The organism is Modicisalibacter ilicicola DSM 19980, from assembly GCF_900128925.1.
In the GTDB taxonomy this organism is placed as follows: Bacteria; Pseudomonadota; Gammaproteobacteria; order Pseudomonadales; family Halomonadaceae; genus Modicisalibacter; species Modicisalibacter ilicicola.
This window is the reverse complement of the sequence record NZ_FQUJ01000028.1, coordinates 1-20,518: the sequence shown is the minus strand read 5'-3', so window position 1 is coordinate 20,518 and position 20,518 is coordinate 1. Positions and strand designations below refer to the sequence as shown.

Here is a 20,518-nt window from a genome sequence, read left to right as displayed (position 1 = left end):
CAGAGAGATGGTGAAGCATGCCGAGATCACTCAGAAGACCGGTACGGCGATCTACTTCGCTGACCCGCATAGCCCATGGCAGCGGGGCTCCAATGAGAACACCAATGGGCTGTTGCGGCAGTACCTGCCGAAGGGCACGGACCTGTCGGTCTACAGCCAGGAAGAGCTCGACGAGATCGCCGACTCACTGAACACCCGGCCGCGCAAGACACTGGACTGGCGAACGCCGTTGGAAGTTTACGCCGAGGTGCTCAAGAAATCAGTCAGTGGGCCGAGCACCCTTCAATAGCGTTGCGCTTGGAACTTGAGACCGCCGTTCCTAATTTTTGAAAATCTAGCAAACTCATTTTCCAAATAGTCACGCCATTCTTTTTGTATTTTTTTTACCTCAACCTGGTGAAGCACTTTTGACAACCTGTATTCTTCTAAAGACTTTGCCTGCCTTATTTTGTAAGTATTACTGATTCTATGGATTTTGTAATGTAGATAGGCAATATATAAGAATAAAGCTGAAAGAGGGATGGCTAAATATAAAGCAGGTATTCCCATTACACACCTTTAAGCATCGTATGATCCTGATGTTAAATTATAATCGACTTATTGAGGTAATACCAGCATTAGCATAGACTGATCATTGTCCTTTTCGACCGACTGATGTTTAAAAACAATTGACTTAAACGGCACAAACACATTCGAACGGCACGGTAACCCCGCTTATATGTAACTGATTCATACGCATTATCACGGCTGCTTGTGAGGAACAGCCACACTTAACCAGGGCTTAACCAGACCTAGCATTGCAGGGTTCTTAAGCACATAGGTGATTTCCCTGTCCACTGCATCGGCAGCGCCTTGATTTTCTAGCTGGTCCAGCAAGGCCTCTTCACCTCGGCCCCGCGCAGCGAGTTAAGCTAGGAGGGCCAGCTTAATTCTCGGTGGGCCCTAATAACCCGCTATGTCCTCTTGCCGTTCTACTGATTGCATCGCCTTCATTAGCTTATAAGCTGGTCCATTACCGTCATAAACGATCCGCTTAATCACTTCAAAATCGATAGCAAGACATGTTTTCCTGAAGTTTCTATACGTTCGAAGGCTTTAAGACCATCAGTTCAATATGGATATTCCGCCCAGTATTCTTTTTCTGGCAAGCCCTACGCCCCTATACGTCTATTATCATTGTTCTACTATGTATGTGGTATAGGCGAGCGACTTTTCTATCATTGCCAAGCCCTAATGCTGCTCCATCAACAAACACTACGTAACCTGGCCACCTTTCTTAGCTGTTTTCCTCTCGACGTCTTCTGCCGCTTCGATCCGCGCCCGACGATCGACACTCAAAACAATCAAGGCCATCCCCATACCGATGATAACAACTGCTTTCCAGACTTCGCCGTAACCGCTAATAAGTAGGAAAACCGCCACGGGAATCGCTATCACGCCGAAATCCGTAGCCGATTTCCACAGATGTTTTCTAAGGTAGTGATTTTTATTCATTGAAACTCTCTTCCAAGGGTAAGTGACTGCAATTGCTCCCTTGTTCGGGAGGCAGCATCCCCGACTCAGCTTGGTCTTATAGCTTTTAGCTTTTAGCGTTTCGCATAGCGCCGCTTGCGAGGGGCTTCCGGTAGCTTGATTCACTCAAGCGAGATGCCGACCTATTTCAAGTCGATACCTAGTGTCCTGGAATTCGAGCCTCAGCGGAGGGTGTTTTCAGCGGACATATACATTTTTCCTTCCGTACTGCTTTAGATAAACCCTGCCTGACTAGAGGCAGGGTTAGCTGTGTGACGCATACCGCAGACGATCCTTGATAGGAACGAGTAAAAAGGCATCACACACTAAACAGTATCGGTAGGTAGCGTTGTAAACTTGAGCAAAGCTAGATTTTTCGTACGCAACCTGGCGGCTATCTCTTCGAAAAGCGCTACATCACGTTCGATATTGCCGCGCGACTTCAGATTGGCAATCAGCTTTCAGAATCAGTCCGTCAGGTCTGCAGGCTAATGCTGACCGAAGCGTCAATAGCCCTGACAGAGGATCAGCGCTCCTACATGGGATATCATCGGGAGCACCTGTTTCGCAGGTAACCCGTAGCGAGCTATCCCTGACACACCAGTCCGCTTTGCCGGATTTCCTCAACGCGCGCCGAGCCAATGCCATTGATGCGAGTAAGATCATCGACGCTGGCCCAGGGCCGACCGCCGATGATGTCCTGCGCACGTGCCGGACCGACGTTAGGGAGCCGATCGAGCTCGCTTGGCAGCGCCCTATTGAGATCGATGCAGTGATAGCCACGACCATCAGACAAACCGCGTGCGGTCACTGAGTCGTTTATCTCGGTGAACGCGGGACTCGCATTGCCCGTGGTCAAATAAATCGGCGCATGGTCCGAGACGGAGGCTCGCGCAGTCTGATGGTCAATCCCTAACATCTGCGGGAAATGAACAATACCAGCCTCGGTCACGTCGAGTGAGTTCGCATCAATCCAGAAGTTGTCATAGAGGCTGGCATATCGACCATCGCGTTCACTGAGCGTCGTGGCGCCGGTGGTAATCGCTGGCTGGGCGCCGGCATCGCGCAGCGGCTGCCAGGCGAGATCGCTAGGAGGCAGATTGAAGTCGCCGACGATCAGCCGAGCGCTGCCGGGATAGACCTCATACATCCACTCCCAGATGCTGGCCAGTTCTTGTATTTCTGGCGTGCGGTCGGTGCGGCTATCGCCGTAGACGATATGCACTACTGCCATGGCGACCGTCTCCCCACTGTCCTTATCGCGAAATTCCGCCAGGTAAGGCTCCCGCGCGAAAAGGTCGCCCGGATCGAGATAGACCACGGCGCCCTGGGTGTAATCGACCGCGCTGTCGCGCCACAGGAACGCATAGCTTTCTTGATAAGTGTTACGCCCCACCGCGTGTGATGCCATGGAGCTCCACGATTCTCCGGTCTGCTGCTCCAGTTGCCGCTCAAGCGTTTGGACCGCGCCTGTGTCCATCACTTCTTGAAGGGCCCAAAGATCCGCTCCCTGCATGATCCCGGCGACCGTGGCAAGGTGCTTGCCGTTGTTCCAGCCCAAGTGCTTGAGGTTTTTTGCCGGAGCGCCCCAACCAGGCCTCCTGTCTGTCATTTAGAACGAAGCCACTTGGTATCAGTTAGACAGGTGCACCTACTACCTACGTCCCGCACCACGTTCCATCAACTCTCGCCTTCGTAAGCTGCTGGGACGCAGAAGGTGGAGGGAATACTGCAATCGCAATTGGTAATGTTTTGCAACATCCAGATTCAGCTGTACCGCCTAACTTCTGAGTAGCTCAGGGTTCGCTATTGGTGAGAGTATGAAACCAAGAAAAACCAGCCGACACTGTCAGCTGGCTCTTGTTGCATGAACTATCGGCTGATGCCGTAGCTCAGTCTTGAAGATATAAAGTACCTAACCAGGCTTATTGGCGAATACCTTCAAGCACAACATATAACTCGACTTCATGCATGACTTCGGGGAATTGGCTCATATCGATACCGTAATCAGCCAGCTCCAATGTGGTGCTCCCCTCGAAGCCTTGGGGCAGCATCTCCCAGGGAATGCCCGAGCGCAGCACAAACAGGATGCCCGTCAAGGCTGCGCGATTGGAGATGGGAGGCCGGCCACCGCGTGGCCTGGGCGTCGGTGGTGGCAGCAGTGGCTCGACAATGGACCAGAGTTCGTCGGATACGATTTTCTTAGCCATACCGAAAATCTAGGAATGACTGAAGGGGTTTTCAAGGTTTTGAAAGGCACTCTTAGTCATTCGCATCTCTTTCACTCCTTTCACGCAATTAACCAATATCAATACTGAACAAAAGTCAAAATATTCCCACAATCTACCGCCATGAATCAAGCATAAAGACGTCCCACTTTCCCCCTTTACCCTTCTTCAGAAAATGGCTGTGCTTCCACACCCTTTAGGCCAACAACAATCAACCCCCCAATGTTCAGCGCCATTTCAGCTTGGCTGCGCAGACTGACAGCTGACAAGGGTCAAGAAAAGAATCCTTAACCACTTCCTCACTTTACCCTTGAGCAACCCATAGGTTGTATCCTGATAACAAGCTCGCATTCGCAACGTGGCGATAGGTTGACGGCAGACGGCAAAGGACAGCGACGATGAACAGGCTGGTGCTGTTCATGCCACAGGCAGGAATCACCTGAAGCCCCCTCTTCTGAGCTGCACAGGCTATAGTGCCTGGGCTCATAGAATCACCGCAGCACCGTTGACTACACGGTAGAGGCAGGAGAGCCAGACGACTACCGAGGGGCCGCACTGGATTCCACCCACCGAAGACGTGGATCCCGTGTGTGGCAAAACCGTCAGTACCGAACAGGCCAAGCCGAGTGTTCACGATGGCCATGACTACTTTTTCTGCTCCCGTGACTGCCATTGAGGACGAGCAGGACAAAACATGCGCCGCTGTGGGTGCTCGGCGTGAAGGTGCCACTGGCGATTGCCACCGCCCTGGGGCTTCGTCCACTGAAGCAGGCACAGCATGAGGAAAGCGCTCGGGCTTTGATGGCATCTGCCAGCCGGCTGTCATTCATCCCCAAGGAGGCCGAGTGGGTGCAACGACAAGCGTGGGAGATCGGGATTGGAAAACATGGCCAGGCAGAAGAAGCCGGAAGACGGCGCCCCTTCCCGCTTATCCCAAGCCTCGAGGCGGCGCATCCTGTGTGGCGTTGGGCTGCTTGCCGCCTTCCTTGCCACCACCCTGCTGCTGTGGCGCACCGGGACGCTGGAAACCCTGCTGACCGGCGACACCCTCGAGCAGGCAGTGATACGGCTTGGCCCGTTGGGGCCGGTCCTGGTCATCGGCCTGATGACCCTGGCCATCGTCATGAGCCCGATTCCCAGCGCCCCGATAGCGCTTGCCGCCGGCGCGGCCTATGGCCATGCCTGGGGGACGCTCTATGTCGCCATCGGCTCCGGCACGGGGGCGCTGATCGCCTTCTCCATTGCCCGCCTGCTGGGATATGACGCCCTGAGGACCTGGTTGGGCGTGCGCCCTACTCCAAACCTGCTACACCGTTTCATCGGCTCGCAGAATGCCCTGATGGTCGCGGTTTTCGCGACCCGGCTGATGCCGTTCCTGTCCTTCGACGTCCTCAGCTACGCGGCCGGCCTCACCCCCCTCAAGGCCTGGCGCTTTGCCGTCGCGACGCTGCTCGGGATCATTCCGGCGAGCTTCCTGCTGGCGCATTTCGGTGACGAGCTCGCCTCCAGCGATCTGCGCCGCGCGGGCCTCACGGTGCTCGCGCTCGGCACCATCACCCTGCTCCCCCTGGCCTGGAAGGCGGCTCCGGCGCGCTATCGCGCGACCGTAAGGCGCTGGCTGCATCTCGGGTAGCCGAGTCTCAGCCCCGCCAAGCGCCCTGCTTGAAGCGTCAATGATGGGGTTCTGGCATGGGGTACGGGGACGCCTAACCCGGCATGCCTAGCCGACATCCCAATGACATGACGCCCCAACAGGCTCCGCCCATTCAGGGTTGGTTCAGCTTTGCCATCTAGGGGCTGTTGACGTTTCACATCGGTAGCCAGAGAAACCCACACGCCATGGCCACCATGCTCTCGTAATTTCGCTTTAGCTTGTCATAGCGGAACGCCACTGCGCGGTAGTGCTTTAACCGCGCAAAGGCATTCTCGACCAGATGCCGATAGCGATACAGTCCTTTATCCAGATCGGCATTGCCCCTGAGCGAGTTACGTTTTCTCGGAATCACCGGATGGGCCCCCTGGCCCTTGATCTGCTCACGAATGCGTTCACTGTCATAGCCCTTGTCAGCCACAATCGCCTCGCCACAGGGCAGTTGGGCTATCAAGCCGGGGGCTTCGGTACTGTCGTTGATGTTGCCTCCCGTAAGTCTGAAAGCGACAGGTAATCCATAAGCATCAACAGCTAAGTGAATCTTGCTCGTGTGGCCAGCACGGCTCTTGCCGATGGCCTCAGACTGACTGCTGGCAGCGCCGGCACTGTGCTGGTGAGCCTTGACGTAAGTCCCATCGATGAACATCCACTCGAAATCAGGCTCTTCGATCAGCGCATCAAATACCCTGAGCAGCTTGCCTGCCGCCGACCAGGCATTGAAGCGTTTATAGACCGAATTCCAGTACCCAAAGGCGCAGGGCAGGTCCCGCCATGGGCAGCCTACGCGCATCCGGTAAAGAATTCCCTCCACCGTCATTCGCAGATCAGGCTTGCGGTAGATGGCCTGTTGAACCAGAATTTTCTCCAGCTTCGACCAGAGCTCGTCACTGAGCATCAATCGGGGCATTGCAGACTCGCAGAGTGTCGGTGTGGAAACCTCAATTCTGCGGGACTGCTCTTATTCAGCAATGCCGTTCTCGTGAAACGTCAACAGACCCTAGGCTAGGGGTGAGCCTCACAAAACCGGAAATTGCATGACATCGATCAAGGTTCGGAGCTATCCGCAACCCTGGTGCTCCCCACTCGCTTGACCTTTGCGTTACCCAAGGGCTTTAGGCTTCGAGCAAATCGGCGGCTTCCCAGCGTCCAGGTATCGCCAGAGGCCTAGGGCCGGCGACGGCATCAAGGATGCCCTGGGCCGAAGGGGGAGTAGATCAGTATCGTCATTGCGATCAGCTCGGTGTCGGTGGCGGGCAATGCTCCGCACTTCCACCAGATGTGGATCTACCCGTGCATGACGAAATGGCAGAAGGGAGAGTTTCGTATGTCAAAGAACGAACACCGCCTCGGCGTCTCCGAGGTCAATCTAGTGACTCGCAAGCTGAAGCTCGAGCCCTGCGATCAGGATGAGTTACGCGTCGCCATGGACGAGATCGATGGGCTATACGGGCTCGAGCGAGTCACCTATGACACCGAGAAGCACAAGCTCAGTATGGCCTATGATGCGACGCGGCTGTGCATCGACCATATCGAGGCGATCCTCGCCTGGCACGCCATCGAGATCAGCCATGGCTGGTGGACGCGCTTCAAGGAAGACCACTACCGGTTCGTCGACCAGAACATCAAGGACAATGCCAGCAAGGAGCCATGGAGTTGCCATTGACTGCTCTCTTCATCGCCGCCGCAGCCATGTCGTTCGGCTCGGTATCGGTGATACGACACTCCCTGCGCTCGAGCCAAATGAGGATCTGACCACGAGGTCTGTCGATGGCTATTGATCGATGTCGATCTCATCGACGTTTTCCATAGCCCCGACCGTCTGCTGACGGTCGCCCACGCCCCACAGGGGCCTCAATACTTAGGACATGTCTCTCATGAAGAACTCTCTGCACAGTTCTTGGCTGGCTAGTCTCATGGCCGGCATCGCCCTCGCAGCCTCAACGACCGCCCTGGCGGCGAGCGACCGGGCCTTCGTGCCGATGGGGACGGCAGATGCCGTGGGTATCATCGACCTGGAGCGTCAGGAGGTGATATCGACCGTGACCGATACGATCAATACGCACGGCTCCGCCCTCACTCCTGACGGACGACACCTCATCGTGGGGAGCCTTTCCCCGCAGGATGCCGGTCGCGAGATCGTTCGTCCCGAGGGGGTGACGGAAGACGAGCACGCGGCCCATCATGGCGATGGCGCAACGACCTCCCCGGAGGAAGCGAGTACCGGCCTGCTCTACGTCGTCGACACGGCCACGAGCCGCATCGTCAGAACCCTGGAAGTGCCAGGGGCCGTGCATCATGTGCTGGTCACGCGAGACGGGCGTCATGCCGTCTCGACCCACCCCACGGGCGGAGGCATCAGCATGGTGTCGCTGGATAGCGGCCAGGTCATCGCCTCCCTGGCCACGGGGCCGAATCCGAACTACCTGGTTCAGCACGAGGAGGGGGGTAGCATACTGGTCAGCAACGCCGGTAACGGCACCATCAGCGAGGTGGATCCTCAGCACTGGTTCGTGCGGCGCAACATGCGCGTCGGCGGGAACCCGGAACACATGGTGCTCTCGAAGGACGGTAAATCCCTCTACGTCAACGATCATGCCGGGGGCCGCGTCCTGGCGGTGGATCTGACGACAGGCAGTGTGGCGGAGGATTATGAGATCGGCACGGCGCCTCACGGCATCGACCTGAGTCCGGATGGCCAGACGCTCTATGCGACGAGTCAGGGCGACAACCGCCTCGTCAGGATCTCCCTCGAGGAGGGCACACGGCATGCCGCCGAGCTGGCACCGGCCCCCTACCATCTCGCCGTTTCGCCCACCGATGGGCGGGTGCTGGTCACCAGCCGCGACGAACCCCACCTGTGGATCATCGCCCCGGACACCCTCGAGGTGTTGCAGACCGTGGAGCTGGGGGGCATCGGTCACCAGATATCTCTCGGGGCATCGCCTTCCAGGTGAACCAATGAGTTGGTGACCGCGAAGTCTGCTTCCGCACCTAGGCCGGCGACCCTGACGATCGCCGGCCGATAGCCATTCCCTTCATTTCACCCAGGTAGAAGCTCTGTGGAAACGCTCTCCTCCATCGGCCTGATCGGCGCCCTCTTCGGCGGGCTGCTGTCGTTCTTCTCGCCCTGCACCCTGCCCTTGCTGCCCGCCTATCTGTCGGTGGTCACCGGCGGCAGTGCCGGCAAGGCGGATCGGCGCTTCGAGGCGTTGCTGCTCAGCACCTTCTTCGTCTTCGGCTTCAGCGTGGTCTTCATCCTGATGGGCCTGGGGGTCACCAGCATCGGCCAGCTGCTGCGTGGTTATCGCCAGGAGCTCAACTGGATCACCGGCAGCATCGTCATCGTGCTCGGCCTATTCATGACGGGCGTGTTCCGGCTGCCCGTCCTGCAGCGCAGCTTTCAGTGGTCGCCCGAGCTGAGAGGGGGCTCTCCCATGGCGGCGACCTTCTTCGGCATCTCCTTCGCCATCGGCTGGACGCCCTGCATCGGCCCGATCCTGGGGGCGATCCTGATGGCCACCTCGACCACCGCCAATGCCCAGGCCGGCATGCTCTACCTGGCGACCTACTCCCTGGGCCTGGCCCTGCCCTTCCTGGCCAGCACCCTGCTGCTCAACAGGTTCAGCCACTACCGGGGCCGCCTCGGTAAGTGGAGTGCCTATGCCCGACCAGTCGCCGGAGTGATCCTTATCCTCATGGGGTTGCTGATCGTCTCCGGGACGCTCACCCGGCTCTCCAGCATCCTGGTGGACTGGTTTCCGGCCCTGGCCACAATCGGCTGAGGGCGTTGATCGACATCCAACCGTCGAGTCTCCTGCGACTTCTCAACGTATCGCCCCACGTGTTCCGTGTCAGACGGCGGCACCTCTGCCGGGGAGAAGCACTCGTCATGCCCCGGTGCATGGGCAGATGAGGGTCAATCCAGCACGATCAGATGATTGGGCAGTTCGTTGCGCTCGTGGGTGGCTGGTACCTGCTCCTTGAGATGTTCGCCGCATGCCTCGATGCACGCCAGGAAACCCCGCAGGGTCTCACCTGCCTTCACCTGCTGGGTGAACGCCGCCACGATGGATTGCCAGGTCTCGTCGCTGATACGTGCCGAGATGCCCCGGTCAACCAGGATTTCCACATACCGCTCGGCTTCGGAGACGAAAATCAGCATCCCCGTTCCCCCCTCGGTGTGGTGCAGCTCCTGTTCCAGGAACTGCCGCCGGGCGAGGTTGGCCGCCCGCCAATGACGAACCGATCGCGGGATCAGCCGGGTGGTGATGGCGGGGATGCGAAACACCAGTCCCAGCACGATGAAGGTCGCCCACTGCACCAGCGTCAGCTCGTAGGCCGTCAACCAGCCGGGAAAGTAATTGACCGCACCCGGTACCACCAGGGCCAGCAGGCCGGCCCAGAGCAGCGGGATATAGGCATAGTTGTCCGCTCGCGGAGCCAGCACGGTGACCAGCTCGGCATCGGTGTCGCGTTCGACCCGATGAATCGCCTCGGCTACCTGGCGTTGCTCGTTTTCACTCAGTAAGGCCATGGGGGTTGTGATCTCCGAATCCTGATTGTCATGTCGGTGTCGCCACCGGCGGGAAGGCTGGCTTACCAGCCGCCGGAAGCGCCGCCGCCACCGAAGCCGCCGCCGCCACCGCCGAAGCCGCCGCCTCCGCCGAAACCACCCCCGCCGCCGCCGCGCGACCTGCCGCCGAGCGCACCGCCCAGCAACATGCCGGCCAGCAGGCCGCCGCGACCGCCCCGTACCAGCGTCATGACGATGACGAACATCACGAAGAAGAGAATCGATGCCGGTCCTTCAGGTCCCTGTTCCCGAGCCGGGGCGCTGGCGGTGGCACTGGTGTCCATGGGCTCGCCACCCAGCACCTGGATCATCGCCTCCACGCCCTCGGTGATGCCGCGGGCGTAGTCGCCCTCACGGAAGGCCGGCGTCAGGGTCTGGTTGATGATCACCGAGGACTGGGCGTCGGTCAGTCGACCCTCGAGGCCATAGCCGACCTCGATGCGCACCTTGCGCTCCTTCGGCGCGACGATCAGCAGGGCGCCGTTGTCCTCCTCTTGCTGGCCGATGCCCCAGTGGCGCCCCAGCTGATAGCCATACTCCTCGATGGTGACGCCCTGCAGGTCCGGCAGGGTGGCCACCACCAGTTGCTCGGTGGTGGCTTCTTCGTGGGCCGCGAGCCTCTCGCTCAGGCGTGATTCGGTGGCCGGATCCAGCAGCCCGGCCTGGTCCACCACACGACCGGTCAATTCGGGAAAGTCGAGTTCCTGTTCCTCAAGCTCCTGGGCCTGGAGGCCTTGTGCCTGAAGGCCGAGGCCCCCCGACAGCAGCAGCGCCAATAGCGGGATGCGCAGAAGATCGCTCATTCAAACTCCACCTGGGGGGCCTGGTCCGCGTTCTCGGTCGTGGCTTCGAAGGTCTCGCGCAGCGGCATGTCGCTGTAGAGGATGCTGTGCCACAACCGCCCGGGGAAGGTGCGGATCTCGGTGTTGTAGCGCTCGACCGCGGTGATGAAGTCGCGCCGCGCCACGGCGATGCGGTTTTCCGTACCCTCCAGCTGGGACTGCAGGGCCAGGAAGTTCTGATTCGACTTCAGGTCGGGATAGCGCTCGGACACCGCCATCAAGCGGCTCAGTGCCCCGGTGAGTTGCTGCTGGGCCTGCTCGAACTGGCGCAGCTTTTCCGGGTCGTCGAGCGACTCGGCGTCGATCTGGATGGACGTGGCCTTGGCCCGCGCCTCCACCACGGCGGTCAGGGTCTCCTGCTCCTGGCGGGCAAAGCCCTCGACCGTCTCGACCAGGTTGGGCACCAGGTCCGCGCGTCGCTGGTACTGGTTCTCCACCTGCGCCCAGGCCGACTTCACCTGTTCGTCATAGGTGGGGATGTTGTTGACGCCGCAACCCGTCAACAGCATCGCCATGATCAGCACAAGGACAAACCGCCAGACGCGAGGGTCGGGAAGCGTGGTGTATCTCGTCAGCATGGGGTCAGTCATCCCTGTCATTGCGAATCGATGAGGTCCAAGGTACAGCTCAGCTTGATGCGAAGGAAGCGATGCCATGCCGCCACGAAGCCGACAACGTACATCAGGCCATACCAGTGAATCTGCACCGGCCCGATGGCGATGGCAACCGGATCGATCTGAGGATACTGCAACCGAGGTTTGCAGCGCCATCTGACTTGATCTGGATCAATCGACAGGATCCGGTTCTGGGCTATATGGTGGGGACATAACCTGCCACAGGAGCCCTGCAACATGGCCAGGCATGCCCTCTTTCCCAAGCATTCCACGCGGCCTGACGTCGCCTGGCCGCGCCTTGGGATGGGCATCCTGCTGGGCATGGTGCTGGTGCTTCTCTTCAGTGCCGCCACGGCGGCGCCTGTGCCTTCCTCGACCGCGTTTGGCCAGGTTGGCGTCGAGTTTCTCTCGGACACGCACTCGAGCGCCGAACGCATCGACACGGAACACCCTCGGCCGCGCTGCCACCATGGCGCTCGCCATGCCGGCAGTGCCCTGTTGCGCCTGGAACGCCAGGACCTCGAGTGCAAGCTTCTTCCCTTGAGCATGGCTGCCCCGACCATAGCGCCCCGGGTTGTCACCGCCAGCGGCACGCCACGTGCCCTTCCCGCCCCTTCTCCGGTTGCAGTCTACCTGTTGAGCCAACGCTTCAGAGTCTAAGTCATCCCCATTTCCCCAGCCCCACGACTCCAGACGGATACGCGGGGAGATAACTCGTGCCCGCCCTCGTATCGAACCAGGCGACTGCCGGAGTGGCCGCTGTGCGTGCAGAGACTCTTCCCACCAGACTTATCAGCATCTCGAGCTATAAACCACTGCCAGGCGTCGGGGTGCTTCGCTTTTCAGCGTCAATTCAGTTTCGTTGCGTATGCTTTGAGACACTCCGCGAAACCGAGAGGCGTAGGGCAGCGACTCCGGCCTTGACCATTGTGTCACACATAGGCTCTAGCCTTTCTCTGGACAGCTTCTCGGCATAACGAAGAAGGCGGCCGATATGACACGGGTCCCGATAATGAAATAGCAGGAGAGAGTCCATGAACGAGCTCGTATATTTCATGCTCTGGGCGGGAATCATCTTTCTGATGATGCGCTTCGGCTGCGGTGCTCACGTGATGGGTCATGGTCGTGGCAAGGCCAAGCATGGCGAGGGGGCATCAGAGAGGCAGGCGACCACCGAGAGCCTGCGCTGGATTCCGCCAGCCGAGGACGTCGATCCCGTCTGTGGCAAGACCGTCAGCACCGAAAAGGCCAAGTCGAGCGTCCACGAGGGCCATGTCTATTACTTCTGCTCACGTGACTGCCGAGAACGCTTCGAGGCCGCGCCCGAGCAATATCTCGCCGCTGAAGCCATGAGCCCGCCCGCCCAGCCGGAGAATGAACATGCCTGATGCCGATGTTCCGCCGACAGCCAAGCCGCATTACGGAACCCGCTTGCCGGTTCAAGCCGTGCCGCGGATCCCGGTGATCGCACTGGGTATGAGCCTGGGGCTGTTTCTGGCCGTGACCTTCATCCTGTGCGTCGGCTTCGGCCTGCTGTTTCCCGACCGGGCGATGTATGAGAGCTGGCTGCGCCTGCTGCCTGGCTTCACCTGGTTGAGTTGGCCAAGCTTCTTCCTGGGCCTGGCTGAAAGCTTCGGCTACGGCTGGTACGTGGCCCTGGTCTTCGGCCCGCTCTACAACTTCTTTGTCACACGCCTCAACCGGCGCAGCGGAGCGTAGGCCATGAACGAATCCCTCAACCATACCGGCGCCTGGGGCCTCGCGCTGATCGTCATCGTCTTGGTGTCCTGGTTCTTCTATCGCTATTTCGCACCGAAGAACTGGCGCGAATGGACCGGTGCCGGCGCGGTGCAGGCCTTTATCATCGCGCTTTACGCCGAGATGTATGGCTTTCCGCTCACTATCTATCTGTTGGTGCGTTTCTTCGGTCTGGATAGCGAGTATGTCAGCGCCAGCCTCTGGTCGACGCTGGTGGGGCTGGGAGAAACCGGCATGCTTGTCTCCATGCTGCTTGGCTACGGGCTCGCGTTTACCGGCATCGGGATCTTTATCCAGGGCTGGCGGCAAGTCTACAAGGCACGGCGCGAGAACCACCTGGTGACCGGCGGACTCTATTCCCTGGTACGGCATCCCCAATACACCGGCTTGTTCATCGCCTTGTTCGGCGAAGGTGTGGTGCATTGGCCGACACTATTCTCGATCGGCCTGTTTCCAGTGATCGTGCTTGCCTATACCTGGCTGGCCCACCGCGAGGAACGGCAGATGCTGGCCTGGTTCGGTGACGCCTATCGCGCCTACCAGCGGCGGGTGCCGATGTTCATTCCTCGCTGGGGACAGTGGCGGAAGCTAGCGGGTAGCTCACGCAATACTCACGATGAGCCGGGGGTTCACTGACATCCTGGATTCACACATCAACACACGCGGGCGGCGTTGATTTCATCCCACTGAAGATGCCGAACGTTGACCGGGATCAAGAGCCGCATGCTTTCACCTCATATTATCTTGACCCTTGGGTCTCCCACAGGTTTTAGCCTGATATCAGGATGATTCAACTTGAAAGGAGATCCGACCATGTGGGACGACATGACGGCGTATATGGGGAGTTACGGCTGGGGACATATGCTCTTCGGCGGGGTCATGATGGTGTTGTTCTGGGGCGCCGTCATTGCCTTGGCCGTTCTCCTGGTGCGTGGCCTGACCCGAGGCCGGGGCGAGCCATTTTCTCAACGGCGGCCAACGGCCCTGGACCTTCTTCAAGAACGCTACGCCCGGGGAGAAATCGACCGCGAGGAGTACGAGCAACGCAAGCGCGATCTTCTGCTTTGATCGCACCTCCTGATTATTGGATACGGCACTATTAGTTTCGACCCTATCGAGATAGGGCCACGAGGTTGAATCAAGACGCGGAAGCGACGGAGACGATTCCATGACGCAACACCAACACGACCATTGTCACGGGCATGCCTCGCACGAGGCACCGACACGAGGCAGCGGCGATACGGACCAACACGCCGCCGGCAGCCAGGGTGGCGCCCAATACACCTGCCCGATGCACCCGGAGGTCGTCTCCGACCAGCCGGGTGACTGCCCCAAGTGCGGCATGCACCTCGTGCCCGTGGGAAGCGACGACTCGCAGACGCATGACGGGCATGGTCATGGGGCCTCCGCGCCGGCCCACGGCGGCAAGTACGACAAGGTGCCGGCCGGGCATGCCGGTGCCATCTACACCTGCCCGATGCACCCCGAGGTGCGGCAAACCGACCCCGGTGCCTGCCCGCTGTGTGGCATGGGACTGGAGCTTGAATCGGCGGCCGTCGGCGATGAGGGGCCGAATCCCGAGCTGGTCGATTTTACCCGACGCTTCTGGGTCGCGGCCGTGCTCACGCTTCCGGTCCTGATTCTGACGATGAGCCCCTACCTGGGCCTCGGGGCCATTCGCGACTTCTTCGGTGAACGCAACGCGATGTGGATCGAGCTGGTGCTCAGCACGCCGGTGATCCTGTGGTCGGGCTGGCCGTTCTTCGTGCGCGGCTACAACTCCTTCCGCACCATGAACCTCAACATGTTCAGCCTGATCGGCATGGGGGTCGGCGCGGCCTATCTGTTCAGCATCGTGGCGGTGCTGGTGCCGGGCGTCTTCCCCGACGGCTTTCGCCGGGAAGACGGCTCCGTCGGAGTCTACTTCGAGGCCGCAGCGGTAATCGTAACCCTGGTCCTGCTAGGCCAGGTGATGGAGCTGCGCGCTCGCGAGGGCACCGGCAAGGCGATCCGGGCACTGCTCGACATGGCCGCCAAGACCGCGAGGGTGATCCGGCCCGACGGCAGCGAAGAGGAGATACCGCTGGAAGACGTGCAGGTCGGCGATCACCTGCGGGTGCGCCCCGGCGACAAGGTACCGGTGGACGGCATGGTGGTCGAGGGCCGCTCCTCGATCGACGAGTCGATGATCTCCGGCGAGCCGGTACCGGTGGAGAAGGTCCAAGGCGACCAGGTCACGGGGGCCACGATCAACGGCACCGGCAGCCTGGTCATGGAAGCCACCCGCGTCGGCGCCGACACCATGCTCAGCCAGATCGTCGAGATGGTGGCCGCTGCCCAGCGCTCGCGCGCACCGATTCAGAAATTCGCCGACAAGGTGGCGGGCAAGTTCGTGCCCGCGGTGATCGGCGTCGCCATTCTCTCCTTCATTAGCTGGGCGATCTGGGGTCCGGCGCCGGCGCTGTCCTATGCGCTGGTCTCGGCGGTGGCGGTGCTGATCATCGCCTGCCCCTGTGCGCTGGGCCTGGCCACGCCGATGTCGATCATGACGGCCACCGGGCGCGGCGCGCAGGCCGGCGTACTGATCAAGAATGCCGAGGCGCTGGAACGTTTCGCCAAGGTCGATACGCTGATGGTCGACAAGACCGGCACCCTGACCGAAGGCAAGCCGAAGCTGGTGGCGGTGCTGCCCGAGGAAGGGCATGACGAGGCCGAGGTGTTGCGCCTGGCGGCCAGCCTCGAGAAAGGCTCCGAGCACCCACTGGCCGAGGCCATCGTCGCCGGCGCCGAGGAGCGCGGCGTGTCCCTCGCCGATGCCACCGATTTCGAAGCCGTGACTGGCATGGGCGTCAAGGGGGTCGTGGACGGCAAGTCGGTGGCCCTCGGTAACGCCAAGCTGATGGCCGAACTGGGCCTCGATGGCGGCCGGATCTCCGAGACCGCGAACGCCCGCCGCGATGAAGGCGAAACGGTGATGTTCGTCGTGCTCGATGGCCAGATCGCCGGCCTGGTCAGCGTCGCCGACCCAGTGAAGGCAACCACGCCCGATGCCCTGAAGGCGCTGCACCGGCTGGGGTTTCGCATCATCATGGCCACCGGCGACAACGAGCGCACGGCGAAGGCGGTGGCAGGACGCCTGGGCATCGATGAAATCCGCGCCGATGTCATGCCCGAGGACAAGGCCCGCATCATCAAGGAACTGCAAGCCGAAGGCCGCAAGGTGGCAATGGCTGGCGACGGGGTCAACGACGCCCCGGCGCTGGCCCAGGCGGATGTCGGCATCGCCATGGGCACCGGCGCCGACGTGGCGATCGAAAGCGCGGGCTTCACCCTGGTCAAGGGCAATCTCGACGGCATCGTACGCGCCCGCAAGCTGTCGCTGGCCACCATGCGCAACATCAAGCAGAACCTGTTCTTCGCGCTGATCTATAACGGAGCCGGCGTACCCATCGCCGCCGGGATCCTCTATCCATTCCTCGGCATTCTGATCTCACCGATGTTCGCCGCCTTCGCGATGACCGCGTCGTCCCTGTCGGTGGTCTTGAATGCGCTGCGCCTACGCCGAGTGAGGATCTGATCATGGCCGACAACCAGCGCTGGCTAGACCGGCGGCCAAGCAAAGGGCGCATCTAGGAGCGAATGCCGGGAGGCTACAGCATGACGACGGCGGCACAGCAGGGATCGGAGGAACGGGCGGCGGGGCTGGTCACCGTCGGCGCCATGCTCCTGGCGCTGGTGCTCGCCAACACCCCGCTACGTGAGTTCTACCAATTCCTGCATCATACCCCCGTGTCGGTGCAGGTGGGCGCCTTGGGCATCGACAAGCCGCTGATCCTGTGGATCAACGACGGGCTGATGGTGTTCTTCTTCCTGCTGATGGGGGTCGAGCTCAAGCGCGAGATGCTCGGCGGCCTGTTGGGCTCGATCCAACAGGTGGCACTCCCCGGCATCGCCGCGATCGGCGGCATGCTACTGCCGGCACTGATCTATCTGCTGGTCAATGGCACCGAGGGTATCGCCGCCCACGGCTGGGCCGTGCCCACCGCCACCGATATCGTGCTGGCCCTGGCGGTACTGTCGCTGTTCGGTAAGCGCGTGCCCCCCGCATTGCGGGTGTTCCTGATGGCCCTGGCGGTGTTCGACGATCTCGGCGCCATCGTGATCATCGCGCTGTTCTATACCGAGCGCCTCGCCGGGGAGGCGCTACTCGTCGCCGGCATTGCCGTCGCTGGCCTCATGGTTCTCAATCGCTTGCGGGTCATGCGCGCCCTGCCCTACGTGCTGCTGGGGCTGGTGCTGTGGTTTGCGGTACTCAAGTCCGGGGTTCACGCGACCCTGGCCGGGGTCGTGATCGCTTTGGCCATTCCCGCCAAGACACGGGATGGCCACCGGGAAGGCTCCCCACTCAATCGCACCTACCATGACCTGAGGCGCTGGGTCACCTTCGGCATCGTGCCCGTGTTCGCCTTCTTCAACGCGGGGATCGTGGTGGGAGCAGGAGGCGAGGGCTTCGGCAACGTCTTCCTCGGGGTGGCCCTCGGTCTCTTGCTGGGCAAACAGTTGGGGGTGTTCACCTTCGCCTGGCTGGCGATCCGGCTGCGCCTCGCGCGGATGCCCGCCGGGGTTCGCTGGTGGCACTTATACGGAGTGGCCGTGCTAGCGGGTATCGGTTTCACCATGAGCCTGTTCATCGCCGGGTTGGCCTTCGACGACCCGGGGGCCCTGACCGCGGCCCGCCAGGGCGTGTTACTCGCCTCGGCCATCGCGGCACTCCTCGGCGGTGCGTTGCTGGCGGCAACGCTGCCCCGGCGGCACCGGGTCGAAACGACTACCGAACGGTCACTCCGCTCGGTGGCGTCGCCCAAGCCCCCAACGGAAGATAAGACTATTGATTCCAGGAGGCAGTCATGAAACGACGACGCTTTCTCGTCGGCGCGACGGTGGTGGTCGGCGCAGTCGGAGCGGCATTCACGGCGGTGCCCTTCATCGCCTCCTGGCAGCCCAGCGCGCGCGCCCGGGCCGCCGGCGCCCCCGTCGAGGTCGACATCGACAAGCTGGAGCCGGGGCAACAAGTGACCGTGGAATGGCGCGGCAAGCCCATCTGGGTGTTACGCCGCACCCCGACGATCCTCGAGCGTCTGGCGACGCTAACCGAATCCGGTCGGCTTCGCGATCCGCTCGCCAAGGTAGCAACCCAACAGCCGGGCTATATCAGCGGGCCGTTACGCGCGATCAAGGAGGAGTATCTGGTGGTCATCGGGATATGCACCCACCTCGGCTGCGTACCCTCATTCCGGCCGGAACCGGGCTCGGTCGGCGACGACTGGCCGGGCGGCTACTTCTGTCCCTGCCACGGCTCCAAGTTCGACTTCGCCGGCCGCGTATTCAAGGCGGTACCGGCGCCAACCAACCTGGAGATTCCACCCTACCGTTTCCTGTCCGAGTCCCGGGTCGAGATCGGTACCGACCCCGAGCCAACATCATCCTGACACCGAGAGGTAAACCACTATGAATACCAAGACATCGACAGCCAAGGCACCCACGGCGCGTAAAGCCCCGCGTAAGAGTCAATCGGCTCCTTCCCAGGAGGCGGCCGACCAGATGGCCGCGCCCGAACTCGAACACGCCACCATCCCGAGCAACCCGGCGACGGAGCTGCTCGCCTACCAGACCGACCTGTGGCGGCGTGGCGTGCGCTACCTGGATACCCTACGCGAGCGCGCCGACAACATGCTCGAGCATGAACGGATGGGCAAGCCGCCACTGCTCGACTTCGACTACGAGATAATCCTGGACGGCCGCCGACTGGAACGCCCCGCCAACTATGCCCTGTTGCGCATCACTCGGGTCGGCGAGGACTGTCTGGAAGACTGCCTCGACGAGACCAAACCACCGGTGATGGTCGTCGACCCGCGCGCCGGCCATGGCCCGGGCATCGGCGGTTTCAAACAAGACTCCGAAGTGGGCATGGCGCTGCACGAGGGGCACCCGGTCTACTTCGTGATCTTCTTCCCCGAGCCCATGCCCGGGCAGACGCTGGAGGATGTGCAGCACGTCCTGCGGCGCTTCGTCGAGACGCTGGCCGAGCGCCACCCCGGCCAGCCGCCGGTGCTCTACGGTAACTGCCAGGCGGGCTGGGCCATCGCGCTGCTCTCCGCCGACTGCGAGGGTCTGGTCGGGCCGGCGGTGCTGAACGGCTCGCCGCTCTCCTACTGGTCCGGCGAATCCGGCGTCAATCCCATGCGCCTCGCCGGCGGCCTGCTGGGCGGTGCCTGGCTGACGCACCTGATGGCCGACCTGGGAGACGGGCGCTTCGACGGTGCGAACCTCGCCACCAACTTCGAAGCCCTCAAGCCGGCGAATACCCTGTGGCAGAAGGACTATCAGCTGTTCGCCGACATCGACGGCCAGCGCGAACGCTTCCTCGAGTTCGAGCGCTGGTGGACGGGCTTCTATAGCCTGAGCAAGGAAGAGATCGTTGCCATCGTCGAGAACTTCTTCGTCGGCAACAAGCTGGAGCGTGGCGAGCTCGAGGTCTGCCCCGGCTGTAGCGTCGACCTCAAGCGCATCCGCAACCCCCTGGTGATCTTCGCCTCCGGCGGCGACAACATCACCCCGCCCCATCAGGCGCTCAACTGGATCCCCGCGGTCTATCCCGATACCGCGGCACTCAAGGCCGCCGACCAGCGCATCGTCTACCTGCTCAATCCCCACGTCGGGCATCTGGGCATCTTCGTCTCCTCCAAGGTGGCGCGCCTCGAGCACCGAGCGATCCTCGAGAGTGTAGGCGATCTCAACGATCTTGCCCCCGGGCTCTACGAGATGAAGATCGACAACCCCACCGGCGATCCCGATTGCCACAAGCCCCAGTTCCAGGTGCGGTTCGAGGAACGCCGGGTGGAGGACCTAGATTACCCCTCTCAGGCACCGGCGTTCGAGCAGGTGCGCGCACTTTCCGAGCACAATGTGGCCCTCTACGAGACCTTCGTCGGCCCCTGGGTGCGGCTGTACACGACCCCTTGGACGGCCGAGATGCTGCGTCAATTGCATCCTGCGCGGACCAGTCGGCTGATGTTCTCGGAACGCTTCGCTCCCTGGATGAACGGCGTGAAGTGGCTGGCCGAGATGGCGGAGACCATGCCGACGCCGGTCGATAGCAGCAGCCCCTATCGGCAATGGGAGACGTTGATGAGCGATTCAATCGCCTCGACGCTGGAACTGGCCGGCACGACTCGCGATAGCGTTTTCGAGATGGCATTTGGAACGCTCTATGCCGGGCCCTGGGCAGGTATGGCATGGGTAAAGACAAGCAACGATTGAGAGAAAGATCTTCATTCACG

At 61.1% G+C, this 20,518-nt stretch carries 22 protein-coding genes and 1 pseudogene; 14 read left to right on the top strand and 9 right to left on the bottom strand.

Annotation, left to right across the window (positions count from 1 at the left end; translation table 11 throughout):
* Nucleotides 1–289: IS30 family transposase (locus BUA41_RS18370; protein WP_139249180.1), on the top strand; the 289-nt coding region annotated here is incomplete at its 5' end.
* Here BUA41_RS18370 and BUA41_RS19105 read toward each other — a convergent pair.
* The 4 genes from BUA41_RS19105 to BUA41_RS19680 form a co-directional block, all read right to left on the bottom strand.
* Nucleotides 283–549 (bottom strand): hypothetical protein, encoded by a 267-nt coding sequence (locus BUA41_RS19105; protein WP_139249179.1) that lies wholly within the window; start codon nucleotides 547–549, stop codon nucleotides 283–285. The genes BUA41_RS18370 and BUA41_RS19105 overlap by 7 nt on opposite strands.
* Before the next feature lie 705 nt (nucleotides 550–1,254).
* Entirely contained in the window at nucleotides 1,255–1,494 is a 240-nt protein-coding gene (locus tag BUA41_RS18365; protein ID WP_072825612.1) for a hypothetical protein, read from the bottom strand.
* Between the two features lie 604 nt (nucleotides 1,495–2,098).
* Complete coding sequence (locus BUA41_RS18360) at nucleotides 2,099–3,073, bottom strand: helix-hairpin-helix domain-containing protein (RefSeq protein ID WP_227370330.1); 975 nt, start codon at nucleotides 3,071–3,073, stop codon at nucleotides 2,099–2,101.
* A gap of 364 nt (nucleotides 3,074–3,437) precedes the next feature.
* Nucleotides 3,438–3,722: a transposase gene (locus BUA41_RS19680; protein ID WP_084671837.1), complete on the bottom strand. Its 285-nt coding sequence runs from the start codon at nucleotides 3,720–3,722 to the stop codon at nucleotides 3,438–3,440.
* Between the two features lie 904 nt (nucleotides 3,723–4,626).
* Here BUA41_RS19680 and BUA41_RS18345 point away from each other — a divergent pair.
* Complete coding sequence (locus BUA41_RS18345) at nucleotides 4,627–5,373, top strand: TVP38/TMEM64 family protein (protein ID WP_052703828.1); 747 nt, start codon at nucleotides 4,627–4,629, stop codon at nucleotides 5,371–5,373.
* Nucleotides 5,374–5,548: 175 nt separating this feature from the next.
* On the opposite strand, the gene BUA41_RS18340 is transcribed toward BUA41_RS18345, so the two are convergent.
* Nucleotides 5,549–6,298: an IS5 family transposase gene (locus BUA41_RS18340; RefSeq protein WP_084671835.1), complete on the bottom strand. Its 750-nt coding sequence runs from the start codon at nucleotides 6,296–6,298 to the stop codon at nucleotides 5,549–5,551.
* Nucleotides 6,299–6,715: 417 nt separating this feature from the next.
* Here BUA41_RS18340 and BUA41_RS18335 point away from each other — a divergent pair, with 417 nt between their 5' ends.
* From BUA41_RS18335 to BUA41_RS18325, 3 genes are all read left to right on the top strand, one after another.
* The gene (locus tag BUA41_RS18335; RefSeq protein ID WP_035557675.1) at nucleotides 6,716–7,054 is read left to right on the top strand and encodes a hypothetical protein; all 339 of its coding nucleotides are present in this window, start codon (nucleotides 6,716–6,718) and stop codon (nucleotides 7,052–7,054) included.
* Between the two features lie 211 nt (nucleotides 7,055–7,265).
* Entirely contained in the window at nucleotides 7,266–8,345 is a 1,080-nt protein-coding gene (locus tag BUA41_RS18330) for a YncE family protein (RefSeq protein ID WP_035557678.1), read from the top strand.
* 105 nt (nucleotides 8,346–8,450) lie between these two features.
* The gene (locus BUA41_RS18325) at nucleotides 8,451–9,173 is read left to right on the top strand and encodes a cytochrome c biogenesis CcdA family protein (RefSeq protein WP_035557681.1); all 723 of its coding nucleotides are present in this window, start codon (nucleotides 8,451–8,453) and stop codon (nucleotides 9,171–9,173) included.
* 134 nt (nucleotides 9,174–9,307) lie between these two features.
* Here BUA41_RS18325 and BUA41_RS18320 read toward each other — a convergent pair whose 3' ends face one another.
* The 4 genes and pseudogenes from BUA41_RS18320 to BUA41_RS19100 all read right to left on the bottom strand — a co-directional run.
* A complete protein-coding gene (locus BUA41_RS18320; protein ID WP_035557684.1) occupies nucleotides 9,308–9,925 on the bottom strand; it encodes a TPM domain-containing protein in 618 nt (205 codons plus the stop codon).
* Between the two features lie 62 nt (nucleotides 9,926–9,987).
* The gene (locus BUA41_RS18315) at nucleotides 9,988–10,767 is read right to left on the bottom strand and encodes a TPM domain-containing protein (RefSeq protein ID WP_035557687.1); all 780 of its coding nucleotides are present in this window, start codon (nucleotides 10,765–10,767) and stop codon (nucleotides 9,988–9,990) included.
* Nucleotides 10,764–11,384 (bottom strand): LemA family protein, encoded by a 621-nt coding sequence (locus tag BUA41_RS18310; protein ID WP_035557690.1) that lies wholly within the window; start codon nucleotides 11,382–11,384, stop codon nucleotides 10,764–10,766. Before BUA41_RS18310 ends, BUA41_RS18315 begins: the two co-directional genes overlap by 4 nt.
* A gap of 74 nt (nucleotides 11,385–11,458) precedes the next feature.
* Nucleotides 11,459–11,557: pseudogene (locus BUA41_RS19100) on the bottom strand (prolipoprotein diacylglyceryl transferase family protein); the annotation flags it as partial.
* A gap of 100 nt (nucleotides 11,558–11,657) precedes the next feature.
* On the opposite strand from BUA41_RS19100, the gene BUA41_RS18300 reads away from it, so the two are divergent.
* The 9 genes from BUA41_RS18300 to BUA41_RS18260 all read left to right on the top strand — a co-directional run bounded on the left by BUA41_RS18300 (nucleotide 11,658) and on the right by BUA41_RS18260 (nucleotide 20,498).
* Complete coding sequence (locus BUA41_RS18300; RefSeq protein ID WP_072825610.1) at nucleotides 11,658–12,080, top strand: hypothetical protein; 423 nt, start codon at nucleotides 11,658–11,660, stop codon at nucleotides 12,078–12,080.
* Nucleotides 12,081–12,454: 374 nt separating this feature from the next.
* Nucleotides 12,455–12,808, top strand: a complete 354-nt coding sequence (locus BUA41_RS18295) for a YHS domain-containing protein (protein WP_035557701.1) — start codon at nucleotides 12,455–12,457, stop codon at nucleotides 12,806–12,808.
* A complete protein-coding gene (locus BUA41_RS18290; protein WP_035557704.1) occupies nucleotides 12,801–13,139 on the top strand; it encodes a DUF5676 family membrane protein in 339 nt (112 codons plus the stop codon). Before BUA41_RS18295 ends, BUA41_RS18290 begins: the two co-directional genes overlap by 8 nt.
* Nucleotides 13,140–13,142: 3 nt before the next feature.
* Nucleotides 13,143–13,814, top strand: a complete 672-nt coding sequence (locus BUA41_RS18285; protein WP_035557707.1) for a methyltransferase family protein — start codon at nucleotides 13,143–13,145, stop codon at nucleotides 13,812–13,814.
* Between the two features lie 177 nt (nucleotides 13,815–13,991).
* The gene (locus BUA41_RS18280; protein ID WP_082072699.1) at nucleotides 13,992–14,246 is read left to right on the top strand and encodes an SHOCT domain-containing protein; all 255 of its coding nucleotides are present in this window, start codon (nucleotides 13,992–13,994) and stop codon (nucleotides 14,244–14,246) included.
* Nucleotides 14,247–14,346: 100 nt separating this feature from the next.
* Nucleotides 14,347–16,755 carry a copper-transporting P-type ATPase gene (locus BUA41_RS18275; protein WP_175547012.1) on the top strand — a complete coding sequence of 803 codons (2,409 nt, stop codon included), beginning with the start codon at nucleotides 14,347–14,349 and terminating at the stop codon, nucleotides 16,753–16,755.
* Between the two features lie 80 nt (nucleotides 16,756–16,835).
* Complete coding sequence (gene nhaA, locus BUA41_RS18270) at nucleotides 16,836–18,089, top strand: Na+/H+ antiporter NhaA (RefSeq protein WP_072825608.1); 1,254 nt, start codon at nucleotides 16,836–16,838, stop codon at nucleotides 18,087–18,089.
* Nucleotides 18,086–18,667: a ubiquinol-cytochrome c reductase iron-sulfur subunit gene (gene petA / locus BUA41_RS18265; RefSeq protein ID WP_072825606.1), complete on the top strand. Its 582-nt coding sequence runs from the start codon at nucleotides 18,086–18,088 to the stop codon at nucleotides 18,665–18,667. Before nhaA ends, petA begins: the two co-directional genes overlap by 4 nt.
* 19 nt (nucleotides 18,668–18,686) lie before the next feature.
* The gene (locus BUA41_RS18260; protein ID WP_139249178.1) at nucleotides 18,687–20,498 is read left to right on the top strand and encodes a DUF3141 domain-containing protein; all 1,812 of its coding nucleotides are present in this window, start codon (nucleotides 18,687–18,689) and stop codon (nucleotides 20,496–20,498) included.
* The last annotated feature ends 20 nt before the right edge of the window (nucleotides 20,499–20,518 follow it).

What these genes read in the sequence shown, in the direction of transcription:
- BUA41_RS19105 (WP_139249179.1), bottom strand. Translation starts at nt 549, where the DNA reads ATGGGAATACCTGCTTTATATTTAGCCATCCCTCTTTCAGCTTTATTC.
- BUA41_RS18365 (WP_072825612.1), bottom strand. Translation starts at nt 1,494, where the DNA reads ATGAATAAAAATCACTACCTTAGAAAACATCTGTGGAAATCGGCTACG.
- BUA41_RS19680 (WP_084671837.1), bottom strand. Translation starts at nt 3,722, where the DNA reads ATGGCTAAGAAAATCGTATCCGACGAACTCTGGTCCATTGTCGAGCCA.
- BUA41_RS18345 (WP_052703828.1), top strand. Translation starts at nt 4,627, where the DNA reads ATGGCCAGGCAGAAGAAGCCGGAAGACGGCGCCCCTTCCCGCTTATCC.
- BUA41_RS18340 (WP_084671835.1), bottom strand. Translation starts at nt 6,298, where the DNA reads ATGCCCCGATTGATGCTCAGTGACGAGCTCTGGTCGAAGCTGGAGAAA.
- BUA41_RS18335 (WP_035557675.1), top strand. Translation starts at nt 6,716, where the DNA reads ATGTCAAAGAACGAACACCGCCTCGGCGTCTCCGAGGTCAATCTAGTG.
- BUA41_RS18330 (WP_035557678.1), top strand. Translation starts at nt 7,266, where the DNA reads ATGAAGAACTCTCTGCACAGTTCTTGGCTGGCTAGTCTCATGGCCGGC.
- BUA41_RS18320 (WP_035557684.1), bottom strand. Translation starts at nt 9,925, where the DNA reads ATGGCCTTACTGAGTGAAAACGAGCAACGCCAGGTAGCCGAGGCGATT.
- BUA41_RS18315 (WP_035557687.1), bottom strand. Translation starts at nt 10,767, where the DNA reads ATGAGCGATCTTCTGCGCATCCCGCTATTGGCGCTGCTGCTGTCGGGG.
- BUA41_RS18310 (WP_035557690.1), bottom strand. Translation starts at nt 11,384, where the DNA reads ATGCTGACGAGATACACCACGCTTCCCGACCCTCGCGTCTGGCGGTTT.
- BUA41_RS18300 (WP_072825610.1), top strand. Translation starts at nt 11,658, where the DNA reads ATGGCCAGGCATGCCCTCTTTCCCAAGCATTCCACGCGGCCTGACGTC.
- BUA41_RS18295 (WP_035557701.1), top strand. Translation starts at nt 12,455, where the DNA reads ATGAACGAGCTCGTATATTTCATGCTCTGGGCGGGAATCATCTTTCTG.
- BUA41_RS18290 (WP_035557704.1), top strand. Translation starts at nt 12,801, where the DNA reads ATGCCTGATGCCGATGTTCCGCCGACAGCCAAGCCGCATTACGGAACC.
- BUA41_RS18285 (WP_035557707.1), top strand. Translation starts at nt 13,143, where the DNA reads ATGAACGAATCCCTCAACCATACCGGCGCCTGGGGCCTCGCGCTGATC.
- BUA41_RS18280 (WP_082072699.1), top strand. Translation starts at nt 13,992, where the DNA reads ATGTGGGACGACATGACGGCGTATATGGGGAGTTACGGCTGGGGACAT.
- BUA41_RS18275 (WP_175547012.1), top strand. Translation starts at nt 14,347, where the DNA reads ATGACGCAACACCAACACGACCATTGTCACGGGCATGCCTCGCACGAG.
- nhaA (WP_072825608.1), top strand. Translation starts at nt 16,836, where the DNA reads ATGACGACGGCGGCACAGCAGGGATCGGAGGAACGGGCGGCGGGGCTG.
- petA (WP_072825606.1), top strand. Translation starts at nt 18,086, where the DNA reads ATGAAACGACGACGCTTTCTCGTCGGCGCGACGGTGGTGGTCGGCGCA.
- BUA41_RS18260 (WP_139249178.1), top strand. Translation starts at nt 18,687, where the DNA reads ATGAATACCAAGACATCGACAGCCAAGGCACCCACGGCGCGTAAAGCC.